This is a genomic window from Nostoc sp. NMS2, assembly GCF_017115105.1.
Classification (GTDB): Bacteria; Cyanobacteriota; Cyanobacteriia; order Cyanobacteriales; family Nostocaceae; genus Nostoc.
This window is the reverse complement of the sequence record NZ_JABXKH010000042.1, coordinates 19,223-32,321: the sequence shown is the minus strand read 5'-3', so window position 1 is coordinate 32,321 and position 13,099 is coordinate 19,223. Positions and strand designations below refer to the sequence as shown.

Genomic DNA, 13,099 nt, shown 5'->3' with positions numbered 1-13,099 from the left:
CAAGAGAAAAACTAATTTGATGAATTGGAGTGAGATAAAAATTGTTTCAACTTTCCTAAAAAGGTGGCTTGTTTAACTGTTTCTTCTGGTTTTTCAGAACTACCAACAATGACTACAACATTATTGAGTTGGCTTTCGTAGCCTGTAGCTTCAGATTTGGGTTTAAAGCCTTTAGCTATTAGAGCCTTGTCACGAGAAATGAGCCTAGTAATTTCAGCTTCAGTAGGAAGTAAATCATCAGGGATTTTTTCTACTTTATCTAATTGAGATTTATAAAATTGATAAGACTGATTTAAGTCAGCATTAGGGGTTATTATTTCTAATAAACGTCCTTTAATATAGTCTTCCCAAGCTTTGGGTTGAGTATCTAATTGTTTGGCAACTTCTTTTAAGTTCTGTTTCTCTTGTTCTTTGAGGGCGGTTTTTAAGTCTTGAAACGCCAACAGAAAAGCGATGAGCGTATTGTCAGCCTTGGTCTTCATAGGTTTTTATACCAAACTCACTACGACTAGTATAGACATAATTTCAGTGAGATAATTACAGCAGATATTTGATGTTCAGTTTTGATTTTCTATGTCTAGAAAGAATATTTTTTAAATAAAATGTTTTTTATTATACCTTTAGTTGCGTAAATGAAGATATTTTATTGCACCGTTTTTTAGTTATTTTCCGTAGAAACTAAAGAATGGTGTGGATTAGGTATTGAAGCTATAGACAGATTGTGTCTACAGTTCAACAAAAAGTTCTAATGGTTAGTCAGGTAAGAAAAATGGCATCGGAATGGGCGGCTCAAGTTATTGGCATTAATTATTACCCAGAGTACACTACTCTAAAGCCGCTAACAGCAGCAGCAGAGGATGCAGAGAAAATTGCCCAACAATTAGAACAATACGGTTATAGACCTTTTCGCGCTCAGTGTTTACCTAAAACTTTAAACCAGAAGGGAGAAAGTAAAATCGATCGCCAAGGGGCGGTAAAGATGCAAGAATTGAGAGAAGCGATCGCTAATCTTTTCAATCCTCCCGATCCAAACCCCAGCCCAGAAACAGCGTTATTCTTCTTTTCAGGACATGGATGGTGCAAAACTGTGGCGGGCAAAGAAGAAGTATTTCTAGCTACCAGTGATGCCCTACCGGAAGCAGAAATCTATGGTATCTCCTTAAGTTGGTTGGGTGAGCAGTTGCAAAGAAGTGAGGCTAAACGAGTCATTGTTTGGCTAGATTGCTGCTATAGCGGTGAATTGTTGAAATTTATTCCCACAGATAAGGACTACTGTTTAATTACTGCAACCCGTTCTTACGAAACTGGTGTCGAAATTCCCCACACGCAGGGGTTGTTGACGGAGGCGTTACTTGCAGGATTGAACCCCGAAAATGACCCAGATGGGATCATCAATAGCCACAAATTGGCAGATTTTATTATCAGCCAAATGCCGAATACAGTCCAGCGTCCGTTAATTGCCAATTCGCCACGAGCAATTCTGCTGACAACTAAGTTTTCTCAAAAAAGCTTTCAGGATAAGTGTCCTTACCGTTCCCTGTCGTATTTTACCGAGACAAAGGAAGATGCTGAGGTTTTTTATGGGCGGAGTGCGCTGACTCAAGAGTTGATTCAACAGGTAAGAGATGAGCATCGCCTAATTGCTGTATTAGGAGCTTCCGGTAGTGGAAAATCATCTATGTTACGGGCTGGGTTACTTTACCAGCTGAAATTAGGACAAGAGATTCCAGAAAGCGATCGCTGGACTTATATTACGACCTTTACGCCTAAAGAATCTCCTGTTAAAAGTTTACAGGAGGCTTTTGCACTTTCTTTACCCAATCTTTCCCATCCAAGGACAACGCCAGATATTGCCCATGTTAGGGATCTGGAAAACCTCTCTCCAAACCTCTCTCCTGCGAGGAGAGAGGCTTTGAATTCTCCCCCTTCCCTACAAGGGTTGGGGGCTGGGGGGTTAGGTTCCGCGTTAGCTTTTCCACATGACCTGAATTGTCAGGTTATCGGCGAGGAGTTAAAAGCATTAAACACACCAGTCATCTTGATTATTGACCAGTTTGAAGAATGCTTTACTATGTGCAATGACAACCAGCGCCAAGAATTCTTTGACTGTTTGCGGGAATTAATTGACTGTACAGATAACCTCTATATTTTCATTGGGATGCGATCGGATTTTCGGGGGAGATGGCGAGAATATCCCAAATTTGCGGGCAAAATCAATAAACCTTACATCAACGTCGAACACTTAAGCCGTGAGGAAATTGAAGAAGCGATTACTAAACCGGCTGATTGGGTAGGATTAGGCATAGAGGGAAGGTTAAAACAGCAACTAATTAATGATGTTGAAGATTACCCCGGAAGTTTGCCCTTGTTGCAATATACCCTGACAGAGTTGTGGCGTGAGTCGAGAAATCAAGGTGATGAGGTTCTCAGCCTGAAAACTTATGAGGATTTAGGCGGGGTGGAAGGAACGCTACAAAAACGCGCCGATGCAGTTTATGAAAGTCTTTCAGCAACAGAAAAAACTGTGGCGCGGCGGATTTTTCTAGAATTAACGCAAATGGGAGAAACCACAGATGTCCGGCGGCGCGTGCGTTTGGGCGAGTTGGTGAATTCCCATCATTCTTTGGAACTGTTGCAACAGGTGAGCGAGAAGTTAGCCGATAAAGATGCACGATTAATTACAAAGACAGATGAGCCGGATTCCCAGGATGTAATTTTAGATGTTGTCCACGAAGCCTTAATCCGCCACTGGCAAATGTTGCGGGAGTGGAAAGAGGAATATAAGTTGGGAATAGCCATTGAGCGACAGATTGAAGCGGAGGCGGAAGAATGGGGGAGGAATGAGAATAAACCAGGGTTCCTCAGAAAAGATGACAGATTAGCAGTAGCAGAAGCATATTTAGCTAGATTTAGTGATTGGCAAATGCTGAATGGGGTAGCCGAAGAGTACATTCGGGAGAGTCAAGAATTAAGAAATAGGCTTGAGCAAGGAGAGAAAGAACGCCAACAAGAAAAGTTAGCAGCAGCACGGCGGCAAAATAGAGTTGTCATCATGTTTAGTATGGGGTTAGCTGGAGTAGCTATATTTGCGGGTTATCAATGGTATGATGCCCACAATAAAGCTGAAGAGGCAACAAATAAAGCCAAAGAAGCAGCACAACAAAGTGCGATCGCTCTGGCGCAAAGTTTTGAAGTCTCCTTACTGTCTGACAGGCAACTTGAGGCTGTGATTGCAGCTCTACAGTCAGGTAGACAAATTTCAGGTAGACCAATTAAAAATGCCAATTTAGAACAAACGGCTAACCAGCAAGCTGTAGTAGCACTCAAGCGAGCAATTTACTTGCCAGAACGAAACCGCTTGGAAGGGCATAGCGAAGCGGTCTATAGCGTAGCATTTAGCCCCGATGGCAAGACCATCGCTTCTGCTAGTTATGACAACACCGTCAAACTCTGGGATGCGGCTACAGGTAAAGAAATCACCACCCTCAAGGGGCATAGCGACGGGGTCTCTAGCGTAGCATTTAGCCCCGATGGCAAGACCATCGCTTCTGCTAGTGTTGACAAAACCGTCAAACTCTGGAAAGTGTACTCAAATAATCTAAATGATTTAATTGTCTACAGTTGCGCTAGGCTACGTGTTTATTTACAATCAAATCCCAATGTGAGCGATCGCACTCTCTGCGATGGCGTTGGTACAAAGAGCAATTAGAATGTTCCCTTCGACTACTTCGGCTACGTTCAGCACAAGTCCGCTCAGGGAACGTTTTGCTTAGGGACTGACAAGAAATAAATTATTCCATCTTGTGGGGTGGGCATCCTGCCCGCCCTGAATATGGGACGGGTGCGGACACCCATCCCACAAGAAAATTTGGGATGTTTTTTTATTTGTCAGTCCCTTAGGGAAATTAATTACTGCTACTGCGATCGCCCCGAAAGTGCGATCGCTTCTAAAACTCAAACAATGCACTGATTAAAATACGCATAGGCGCAGACCAACCCAAGCATCGCTTCACTGGTATTTGCCGATCTAAACATTAACTGCTGTTCAAATTTTACAAGAATTATGAAAATTCAGCATGAGAGTGTTCCCTTCGACTTCGCTCAGGGAACACTTTTTTTAATAGAAAGCGATCGCGCAGATCAACTTAGGGACTGACAAGAAATAAATTATTCCATCTTGTGGGGTGGGCATCCTGCCCGCCCTGAATATGGGACGGGTGCGGACACCCATCCCACAAGAAAATTTGGGATGTTTTTTTATTTGTCAGTCCCTTAGGGAAATTAATTACTGCTACTGCGATCGCCCCGAAAGTGCGATCGCTTCTAAAACTCAAACAATGCACTGATTAAAATACGCATAGGCGCAGACCAACCCAAGCATCGCTTCACTGGTATTTGCCGATCTAAACATTAACTGCTGTTCAAATTTTACAAGAATTATGAAAATTCAGCATGAGAGTGTTCCCTTCGACTTCGCTCAGGGAACACTTTTTTTAATAGAAAGCGATCGCGCAGATCAACTTATGGCTTATATCTACATTCTTGAATGTGCTGATGGTAGTTACTACACCGGAAGTACAACGGATCTTGAGCGGCGGCTGTGGCAACATCAACAAGGTGAGGGCGCAAATCACACGGCAAAACGGTTGCCTGTAAAGCTAGTTTTCTGCGAGTATTATCAGTCCGTGGTAGATGCTTTTGAGCGTGAGAAGCAAGTGCAAGGTTGGAATCGAAAAAAGAAGCAAGCTCTAATTTCAGGGGATACAAATTTGTTGCATAAGTTAGCCGAATGTCAAAATGAAACTCATTACAGTAGATTAACTAGCTTCGACACTTCGGCATAGTTCCACCCCGGCTCCATCGAGCGACTTGTACCGAGCATCTCGACTTCACTCGATGCAGCCGAAGCCGAGATGCTAACCAGCTGCTCAGTGCATCTCTTCGCTCAAATATTATCACAACAACGCTCCCTCACACAACAACGCTCCCTGAGCGAAGTCGAAGGGAGCAACTTCCGCGATCGTTGCAGCAACTTCCGTCTTCGCGTTTCCGTGTTTTGCGTACCCTGGAGCAACTTCTGTCTTCACGTTTCCGTGTTTCGCATACCTTGTAGCAACTTCCGTCTTCACGTTTCCGTGTTTTGCGTACCTTGTAGCAACTTTCGTCTTCACGTTTCCGTGTTTTGCGTACCTTGTAGCAACATATCCTTGGGTAAAGACGCGATGAATCGCGTCTCTACAAATGGTCTATTTGTCGTATTCTTTTTTTAAATTGGTATAATTTCTGCTTTAACTGAGGCTTTTTCTCAAAAATCAACAATTTTACGTATGACAATCCTTTCCAAAATTGTCCACTATAGAGTTATCAGTAAATTGGAAAATGAGTATTAAATATGTCGAGACTAAAACGCAACTCACGTACTCTTGGCAAAGCTGAAGTACGTTTAGCAAGCATTAAATCTATTAGTCCAACTCTTGATGTTGGAGAAGGATTAACAGTCAAAGATTATACTGAAAAAATTGCAAGTCTGAGAAAATCTTTAGAAGCATACAACACCATTCTCTCTACTATTGATGTCTTACGAACCCAAATCATTGAAAATGAACAAGATTTAGCAGACTATTCTGAAAAAATCTTAAGTGGGATTGCTTATAAAATTGGTAATAATAGCCATGAGTATCAGATGGCTGGAGGTACTCGGAAAAGCGATCGCAAGCGTACTGTGCGTCAAAGCGTGGTTTTGTCGAAGTAAGTAGGCACATTACTGCGATCGCATCCCTCGCAAACTCAAGCTGTTGATTCAGCTTTACACTTGGGATGCGATCGCATTCAATTAACGATACCATCAAGGTCTAGAATTATTGATTTTGATTTTTTGAGATCGCAGTACTGGTTTTGTCCTTTTCTAGTTCTCTCATTAAAGAATCAAAACCATACGAATTAAGAATTCTTCGGTCAGGCTTGTTTTATTGATATATCTGCATTAAGATATATTTTGAAAAAAATGTACAATCACAATAAGCAATATTTCAGTAGCGCAATTATTGCGCGGGGTGCAAGTCATCTGGAAAGAGATTTCCTACTACCTTCGCATTTTTTTGATAAGAGCCGCTTTGGGGATAAGGGTGTTATTGATGCAGTTAAAATTGAAATCCACAGAAGAAGATAAAAATCAAAAAAAGCCAGGACGACTCAATCCTTCTCGAATCCGAGATCACTTGGCAAATGAGCGGACCTACCTGGCTTGGATGCGGACAGGGATCGCCCTTTTAGGTTTTGGTGTCGTTATTGTGCGTTTGCGTGCTTTCCAAGTACCTTTGATGCCCCGTCCTGGCAACGGCTGGAAGTTAGGTTTAGTCTTCTCGCTAGTAGGTTTGATTACGGTGTGGCTCTCAACCAGTCACTATTTCGCTGTCCGTCGTCATATCGAAGAAGATACTTATGAACCAACAGATCGTTGGGTGTTGCTGTTCAGTCTGGCTGTGATGATTCTCGGAACTGGAGTAATCTATTTTGTTTTTACAACTTCTTTAGATCCATTAAGTCCACTTATCCCTGAGTGATGATAGGTAGGTAGGCAGAATTAACGCCTAGCTACTTATTTTCAAAACCGCACTTTGTACACTTGAAATAATTCCCCTGATTTTTGCGATATTACTTTAGCGCCAGCCGCTTTAATAGCTTTTTCCCACTCAGTTACAGGCTCTAAAAACACCTCAGCCCCCAAATAAGTTTCTAAAACTGCCCAATCTTCTGCTAAAGGCTGTTCTGGATTAAGAATATCAAATACAAAATGTCCACCTGGTTTTAACACTCGCTTAACTTCTGCGAGGACTGCATTCCAGTATTCGAGTGGAAAATAGCAGCTAAATCCGGTTGCGATCGCTAAATCAAACTGCTCTGGTGAATAGTTTAACTGATGGGCTGCTCCTAATTCAACACCTTTGAATAGCTTAGAATTCAACTGTGGCCCACGAGAATTAAGGGTATCGCGTGCCACATTACTGATTTCTTGCCCATGAAAAAATGCTTGCCAATCCCGCCAAGGATAGATTAAAAAGCTGATTCCACAGCCAATATCTAGACAGTGCTGGTTTTTTTGAGGTTGAGCAATTTCCCAGAAAGGAGAAGCAATTCTCCCTGAAAAACTACCTCCAATCCACTCGCGGAATATCGGCATCGCCTGGACTTCGCTTGGGAGTTCAAAGGTTTCACGTTGATATTCTCGGTTAAAGCGATAGGCTATTTGGGCTAATCTTTCGTCCCAGTTGGTTGATTTGGGTGAACTAAAGAGATTTTGGAACTGTGAATCAGACTTTTTGGACATTAGGTTTTTGCTACTCTTTCTAAGAATTGTAGTCAAATTCGCTTTGCGATCGCGTACCCCCATCCAATCTCCTGCTGAGGTTTGTCCTAAGAGGATGTTTGAAAAGTCTTCTTCTCGGTAGCAAAACGTTTTAGATCCCCCTAAATCCACGCCACTTGCTTCACTACAGCGCTTCGCGCATCCTGCGGCGGGGGAGACCCCAAGACCGCAGTGGCTCCCCGATAAATTGGGGGACTTTAAGAAGTTTCCCCACTTTTTAAGGGGGGCTAGGGGGGATCAATAAGTGCCTAAAATCACAGCCAACCACTTTTCAAACAACCTCTAAGTCATTAGTACCAATGACCAATGACCAATGACTAATGACTGCTATTCAACTTTTTCATACCAGATACCTACTTTCTCAAAAGCACCATAAGCAAGCTTCAGAAAATTCACTACTCTCTGTTTACCAATTATCCCAAATTCTTTATACTCTCTAGCCTCTGCAAAAGTCAGCCGATTTTGGTCAATTATGTTTCTTTCTCTGTATGCTAACTTCGGAAAATCTATAACTTTTATCTGATATTTATTTACTATGTTCTGATAATTTGAGTCTGACTCTAGATGCTCCCAATCATCACATAGCCCTAAATTCCTCACCAGAATATGAGGGATTTTCTCACCGTAAGTATTCACTGACTGAGTAAACAGGTTGATGCTGTCGTATCCTCCTGTCGATACAAACCATTTGCAAAACAGAACTCCCTGAGAACTGCCTAGTTCAAGTAATTGATTAGAGTCAATCCAGCCTTGGACTGCTCTATGGGATTGTGCGGCTAAATTCACAATTACTGGCCTCTCTATCGCCCACTCAAATATTCTATCTGCCTTATTTGCCTGTCGTTCATTCTCACTAAACACAGCATACTTACATATTTCCTTATATACCCCTGCTACATCTGGATTCGATCTATCTGTCTCCACTGGTACAAATGGGATTCTCTTATCCAGACAATACTGAATCATTGTCCTGGCAAAGAGAGATTTTCCTACCCCGCCTTTTTCACCATCCACAAAATGAATCGTCGGCATTACAGCCACCTCTAATAGTTATTTAAGTCTGATATATCTTTCCCAAACTAAGAACTTTTTGGCCATTGCCCCCAAGTATTTTGGTGGTTTTATGAAAAAGTATAACCGTGATTTGGATATAGTTTTCTAACAGTCTCATTTTACACATACAAAGTCCGTCTGTGCGGACTAAGACAAAATAAGGGGCTTAAGCCCCTTGTTATAAGTTGATTGAGAACTAAAAACCGAAAATTTAGGTTTTCAGACATTCTTGACGACAAGAATTAGGAATTTTTAGAAGAAACTGCTTTGGGGTGTTGTTTAAAATAAGCCTGGAGTTATACCATTTCACTTTAATAATGATACAAATACACTGGTAGGGGCAGGCATTGCCATGCCCCTACGAGAAATCTATATGTATCAGGATTTTTGTGAATTGGTATTACTTGCAGATGCAGATGGTAATCCCCGCTTGCTGGAATGGTTGGATAAGATTCTGCAAAATACAACTGTTGATGTGGTGGCAATTTTGAATCGGTTAGCAGTAGATCCTTCGTGCGAGAGTCTTTGATACTCGTAGGCGAGTCTTTGATACTCGTTCACCAGTTTTTTAGATTTGTGGCTTGATTGTCGGAGATTGCGATCGCCATGATTCACCCAAAAGCACATCCTAAACCAAAGAATCTGGATCTACACCAAGCGCTCTGAGACGTTCTGCTAGCATTTCCAGTGATTTTCTTTACCTTCATGGAAGCCGCAAACATACTTAACCCTCTTTTATTACTCCGAAAAAATAAAATATTCGTAGGTTGGGGAGCCACTGCGTTGTCCGGGTTTCCCGGCTTGAAGCAAGTGGCGTTTGAACTTTAGTGAAACCCAACAAAACCAGGGATTGTTGGTGTTGGGTTTCGTTCCTCAACCCAACCTACACCTAAATTCATCAAAGTCCTTAAAAATAAGAGTGGATGATTTTTATCCGACGAGAGTCATAAAAGAGCGTTAATTAGTAAACGTAATATTCTGAGTAAAAGGCTCATTTAGATGAGCCTTTTAATAGAGAAAGAAGATATTAGCCTAAATCAAAAAGCAATATTTCACCGCCGATGTTAGTGCTAATTTCTAGCTGTTCTTCGCCATTGATTTGCACACCATCGCCTGCTCTGAGTTCTTCACCATTCAGATTAACTATACCTTGGGCTACTTGTAACCAGGCATAGCGATCGCCTTTTACTTGATAATTAACAACATCACCTGACTCTAAAACAGATGTATATAAATCAACATCTTGGTGAATTGTCACAGCACCATCGCGCCCATCCTTAGAAGCAATTAAGCGGAGTTTACCGCGCTTTTCTTCTAGGGGAAAAGCTTTTTGTTCATATCTTGGCGTTATTCCTTCTCTATCGGGAAGAATCCAGATTTGCAACAAGTGTAGTGGTTCAGTTGGTGAAGGATTAAATTCGCTGTGGCTGATTCCAGTTCCAGCGCTCATAATTTGGGCATCACCGGGGCGAATTACCGAACCAGTCCCCAAGCTGTCTTTATGCTCTACAGCACCTTCTAAGACATAAGTGAGGATTTCCATGTCACGATGACTGTGGGTAGGGAATCCAGCACCAGGGGCGATGCGATCGTCGTTAATCACGCGCAGAGAACGAAATCCCATCCGGTTGGGATCGTAAAAACTACCGAAGGAAAATGTGTGATAGCTGTCGAGCCAGCCCATTTTAGCGTGACCACGGGCATTGCGATCGTGAATTAAGTGGGTAATTGTATTTTGAGACATAATTTTACCTCTTTGTTAATGAGTATTTAGTTAGAAACGACTCAATTTTGGATTTTAGATTTTAGATTTTGGATTGCAGGAAAAATCTAAATTTGGCGGAGGTTGGAATCAAAATGGAATTTAATACTGCGTAGGTTTTGCCTAAAAAACCACTCCACGGTAGGTTGGGTTGAGGAACAAAATCCTACATTCTCAAGGCTTTGTTGGGTTTCACTCTGTTCAACCCAACCTACAAATCTTCTTAACTGAATTGTGTTCGATAACTTCTTCAAGTTTAAGGATTAATTTTGATGGCTTACTTGTTGAAGATATTTGTGAATTTCTTGACTTCGTTTTGAACTATTTCAATAGTAAAGTATATACATATAAATGAAAAGTACGCACTTAAAAGTGACGTACTTACCAAAAAGATACTATAGCAGTTCTCGATTGGATGCAATACAGTTTGACCTCTCTCCAAACCTCTCTCCTAAAAGGAGAGAGGCTTTGAATCTTACTCCCCTTCCCTTGTAGGGAAGGGGCTGGGGGTTAGGTCTGTATTGCACTCAACTGAGAACCTCTATATTAGATTCAAGAAAGACTACTTTTCTCAGAAGTGCTTATTTTACACCAGCAGGGATCTTTTGAGTTTTAGTAGTACCCGCTTTGCCATTCTCTTCTTTGATTTCTGCTATTTGCAAATGAGCTTCTAAGAACCAGAGGCGTTTGTCAATGGTACGAGAAACTTCGGTGTAAAGATCGGCGGTATCGAGGTCGTCTAATTCATCAGTTTTTGCGATCGCATCTCTAAGATGTTTAGCATAGAATCCAAAGCGATCTGCTAAGGCTGTCACATGGTCTTTACCATCCAAAATATCTAAGGGATATTCTGGCAGAATTGAATTACTAGCTGCGGCGCGGGCTGTTCCAAAAGCGTATCCGCCTAAAGCTGTAATGCGTTCAGCTACTAAATCGATGTATCCTTCCAATTCCTCAGCAAGTTCATCAAATAATAGGTGTAGCTGGTAGAAGTCAGTTCCTTTAACATTCCAATGCGCTTGCTTTGCTTGGGTTTTTAAATCCGAAGTAGCTGCCAAGGTTTGGTTGAGAAGTACCACGATTTGAACTCGCGCTTCGGCGGGAATGTCGATGCGGGTAGGGTACAGACGTGATGTAATGCTGTTGTCGCTCATGGGTCTACGTTGTTAATGCCTTTTAAATCCAACTTTACAGATATTGGCTGGCTGTGCGAAACTCTCTGACGATGGATTGTATTAACGCCTGAATGTGTTACTGTATAAGGCTTATACCATTTTAGATTTTAGATACTTCGACTTCGCTCAGTACAAGTTTTAGATTTTGGATTGGTCAAGTTAAAAATGACGTTTAGATGCGATGGTTTTCTATGGTATTAAATGTACCACCGAAAAGGCGATCGCGAATTACATCATTCTGCAAAAAGTCATGGGGGAAACCTAATTCAATTTTGCTAACTTCATCTAAGCGTTGCAGATGTTCTGGCGAGAGGCTGACATTTAAAGAAGCTAAGTTATCTTGAAACTGCGTTAATTTACGTGCCCCAATGATGGGAATAATCACACCACTTTGAGCTAGTAACCAAGCTAATGCTACCTGTGAGGGTGTGTGGCCAATTTCTGCTGCAACTTCACTCACAACTTGAGCGATGGCTAAATTCCGTTCTGAAATAGTTCCTAAGCCTGGATTTGCTAATCGTCCTTGTTCATCGCCTGCTTGAGGAGGCTGATTATACTTACCTGTTAGCACACCACCACCCAAAGGCGACCAAGGTGTTATAGCCAAATCAAAAGCTTTCGCCATCGGTAGCAAATCACGTTCTGGTGTTCGCTGAATTAAACTATACTCAATTTGCAGCGCCACAAACTGCGTCCATCCGTGGAACTGGGCGATGGTATTTGCTTGAGAAACGATCCATGCGGGTGTATCAGAAATCCCGATGTAAAGTACTTTACCTTGACGGACTACATCATCAAGCGATCGCAATACTTCTTCAATGGGTGTTGTAAAATCCCAAGCGTGCAACCAAAATAAATCAATGTAATCGGTATTCAGCCGTTTCAGGCTACCTTCCAAAGACTGAATTAAATTCTTACGATGGTTTCCACTGGCGTTAGGGTCGCCCTTTTTGTTATTCATCTCCAAAGGAAAGGAATATTTTGTCGCAACTACAAAGCGTTCCCGTTCTTTTGCAATCAACTCACCGACAATTTTTTCACTGCTACCATCGGTATAACCGTTGGCGGTGTCAATGAAATTTCCCCCTGCTTCTGTATATGTGTCAAAGATTTTACGACTTTCGTCAACAGATGCACCCCAACCCCAATCTTCACCAAAAGTCATGGTTCCCAAGGAGAGTTCAGAGACTCTTAATCCGCTTTTGCCCAAGAGTTTGTATCTCATGAATATTTTCTCTTTAACGAAAAAACAATGCGAATACCATTCCAAAGGCATGATAGGCTGTCATTTGTCCTTTGTCATTGGTCATTAGTAAGGGCTTTCAGCTTCTTTACGTTTCGTAACATAATTGGGTTTTTTCGCGCCAACTTACTTTAGCGAGGTAAGAGCGATCGCTTGCATTGTAAATGCGATCGCTGGCATTGTGAATGCGCTAGCCCGCTTGATGAATGCGATCGCTTGCATTGTGAATGTAGCCTTTTCAAGGTGGTGAAATTTTTGGACAATAATTCCTATTTTCTCTGTGTTCTCTGCGTCTGGAGTGGTTAGATAAATTACTTTTAAACCGCAGAGGCACAGAGAAGCCAGTGCGTTGGGCGGGTTCCCCGACTTGAAGCAACTGGCGCAGCGCAGAGAGAAGAAAAGAGATTTTACGAGTCATCTTGAAAGGTCTACATTGTGAATGCAATGTACTTTGTAACGGTAGCCGCTACAATAAGCCTAAGTTAAGTCAAAACAAGACC

Annotated in this window: 15 protein-coding genes; 8 read left to right on the top strand and 7 right to left on the bottom strand. The window is 41.9% G+C overall.

The features are described 5' to 3' along the window. Window positions 1-11: 11 nt before the first annotated feature. The gene (locus HWQ36_RS05650; protein ID WP_292698962.1) at window positions 12-482 is read right to left on the bottom strand and encodes a hypothetical protein; all 471 of its coding nucleotides are present in this window, start codon (window positions 480-482) and stop codon (window positions 12-14) included. A gap of 239 nt (window positions 483-721) precedes the next feature. Between HWQ36_RS05650 and HWQ36_RS05645 the strand changes: the two genes are divergently transcribed. From HWQ36_RS05645 to HWQ36_RS05630, 4 genes are all read left to right on the top strand, one after another. Beyond that, entirely contained in the window at window positions 722-3,709 is a 2,988-nt protein-coding gene (locus HWQ36_RS05645; RefSeq protein WP_292698960.1) for a caspase family protein, read from the top strand. A 99-nt stretch (window positions 3,710-3,808) separates the two neighbouring features. After that, window positions 3,809-3,970 (top strand): hypothetical protein, encoded by a 162-nt coding sequence (locus HWQ36_RS05640; protein WP_292698958.1) that lies wholly within the window; start codon window positions 3,809-3,811, stop codon window positions 3,968-3,970. Window positions 3,971-4,184: 214 nt separating this feature from the next. After that, window positions 4,185-4,346: a hypothetical protein gene (locus HWQ36_RS05635; protein WP_292698958.1), complete on the top strand. Its 162-nt coding sequence runs from the start codon at window positions 4,185-4,187 to the stop codon at window positions 4,344-4,346. A 93-nt stretch (window positions 4,347-4,439) separates the two neighbouring features. Further along, window positions 4,440-4,844 (top strand): GIY-YIG nuclease family protein, encoded by a 405-nt coding sequence (locus HWQ36_RS05630; RefSeq protein WP_292698956.1) that lies wholly within the window; start codon window positions 4,440-4,442, stop codon window positions 4,842-4,844. Window positions 4,845-4,955: 111 nt separating this feature from the next. Here the strand turns inward: HWQ36_RS05630 and HWQ36_RS05625 are convergent, their stop codons facing one another. Continuing rightward, window positions 4,956-5,087 (bottom strand): hypothetical protein, encoded by a 132-nt coding sequence (locus HWQ36_RS05625; protein WP_292698955.1) that lies wholly within the window; start codon window positions 5,085-5,087, stop codon window positions 4,956-4,958. 305 nt (window positions 5,088-5,392) lie between these two features. Between HWQ36_RS05625 and HWQ36_RS05620 the strand changes: the two genes are divergently transcribed. Beyond that, complete coding sequence (locus HWQ36_RS05620) at window positions 5,393-5,752, top strand: hypothetical protein (protein WP_292698953.1); 360 nt, start codon at window positions 5,393-5,395, stop codon at window positions 5,750-5,752. Between the two features lie 382 nt (window positions 5,753-6,134). Continuing rightward, window positions 6,135-6,563: a DUF202 domain-containing protein gene (locus HWQ36_RS05615; protein ID WP_292698951.1), complete on the top strand. Its 429-nt coding sequence runs from the start codon at window positions 6,135-6,137 to the stop codon at window positions 6,561-6,563. A 41-nt stretch (window positions 6,564-6,604) separates the two neighbouring features. Here the strand turns inward: HWQ36_RS05615 and HWQ36_RS05610 are convergent, their stop codons facing one another. Further along, a complete protein-coding gene (locus HWQ36_RS05610; protein ID WP_292699342.1) occupies window positions 6,605-7,327 on the bottom strand; it encodes a class I SAM-dependent methyltransferase in 723 nt (240 codons plus the stop codon). A gap of 366 nt (window positions 7,328-7,693) precedes the next feature. Then, window positions 7,694-8,398 (bottom strand): mobilization protein, encoded by a 705-nt coding sequence (locus HWQ36_RS05605; RefSeq protein WP_292698949.1) that lies wholly within the window; start codon window positions 8,396-8,398, stop codon window positions 7,694-7,696. A gap of 373 nt (window positions 8,399-8,771) precedes the next feature. On the opposite strand from HWQ36_RS05605, the gene HWQ36_RS05600 reads away from it, so the two are divergent. Further along, window positions 8,772-8,948: a hypothetical protein gene (locus tag HWQ36_RS05600; protein ID WP_292698947.1), complete on the top strand. Its 177-nt coding sequence runs from the start codon at window positions 8,772-8,774 to the stop codon at window positions 8,946-8,948. 498 nt (window positions 8,949-9,446) lie between these two features. On the opposite strand, the gene HWQ36_RS05595 is transcribed toward HWQ36_RS05600, so the two are convergent. From HWQ36_RS05595 to HWQ36_RS05585, 3 genes are all read right to left on the bottom strand, one after another. Then, entirely contained in the window at window positions 9,447-10,163 is a 717-nt protein-coding gene (locus HWQ36_RS05595) for a pirin family protein (RefSeq protein ID WP_292698945.1), read from the bottom strand. 599 nt (window positions 10,164-10,762) lie between these two features. Next, a complete protein-coding gene (gene dps, locus HWQ36_RS05590) occupies window positions 10,763-11,335 on the bottom strand; it encodes a DNA starvation/stationary phase protection protein Dps (RefSeq protein WP_292698943.1) in 573 nt (190 codons plus the stop codon). A 193-nt stretch (window positions 11,336-11,528) separates the two neighbouring features. Then, the gene (locus HWQ36_RS05585) at window positions 11,529-12,581 is read right to left on the bottom strand and encodes an aldo/keto reductase (protein WP_292698941.1); all 1,053 of its coding nucleotides are present in this window, start codon (window positions 12,579-12,581) and stop codon (window positions 11,529-11,531) included. A 124-nt stretch (window positions 12,582-12,705) separates the two neighbouring features. On the opposite strand from HWQ36_RS05585, the gene HWQ36_RS05580 reads away from it, so the two are divergent. Then, window positions 12,706-12,849 (top strand): hypothetical protein, encoded by a 144-nt coding sequence (locus tag HWQ36_RS05580; RefSeq protein ID WP_292698939.1) that lies wholly within the window; start codon window positions 12,706-12,708, stop codon window positions 12,847-12,849. Window positions 12,850-13,099: the final 250 nt, after the last annotated feature.

What these genes read in the sequence shown, in the direction of transcription:
- HWQ36_RS05650 (WP_292698962.1), bottom strand. Translation starts at nt 482, where the DNA reads ATGAAGACCAAGGCTGACAATACGCTCATCGCTTTTCTGTTGGCGTTT.
- HWQ36_RS05630 (WP_292698956.1), top strand. Translation starts at nt 4,440, where the DNA reads ATGAAAATTCAGCATGAGAGTGTTCCCTTCGACTTCGCTCAGGGAACA.
- HWQ36_RS05620 (WP_292698953.1), top strand. Translation starts at nt 5,393, where the DNA reads ATGTCGAGACTAAAACGCAACTCACGTACTCTTGGCAAAGCTGAAGTA.
- HWQ36_RS05615 (WP_292698951.1), top strand. Translation starts at nt 6,135, where the DNA reads ATGCAGTTAAAATTGAAATCCACAGAAGAAGATAAAAATCAAAAAAAG.
- HWQ36_RS05610 (WP_292699342.1), bottom strand. Translation starts at nt 7,327, where the DNA reads ATGTCCAAAAAGTCTGATTCACAGTTCCAAAATCTCTTTAGTTCACCC.
- HWQ36_RS05605 (WP_292698949.1), bottom strand. Translation starts at nt 8,398, where the DNA reads ATGCCGACGATTCATTTTGTGGATGGTGAAAAAGGCGGGGTAGGAAAA.
- HWQ36_RS05600 (WP_292698947.1), top strand. Translation starts at nt 8,772, where the DNA reads ATGCCCCTACGAGAAATCTATATGTATCAGGATTTTTGTGAATTGGTA.
- HWQ36_RS05595 (WP_292698945.1), bottom strand. Translation starts at nt 10,163, where the DNA reads ATGTCTCAAAATACAATTACCCACTTAATTCACGATCGCAATGCCCGT.
- dps (WP_292698943.1), bottom strand. Translation starts at nt 11,335, where the DNA reads ATGAGCGACAACAGCATTACATCACGTCTGTACCCTACCCGCATCGAC.
- HWQ36_RS05585 (WP_292698941.1), bottom strand. Translation starts at nt 12,581, where the DNA reads ATGAGATACAAACTCTTGGGCAAAAGCGGATTAAGAGTCTCTGAACTC.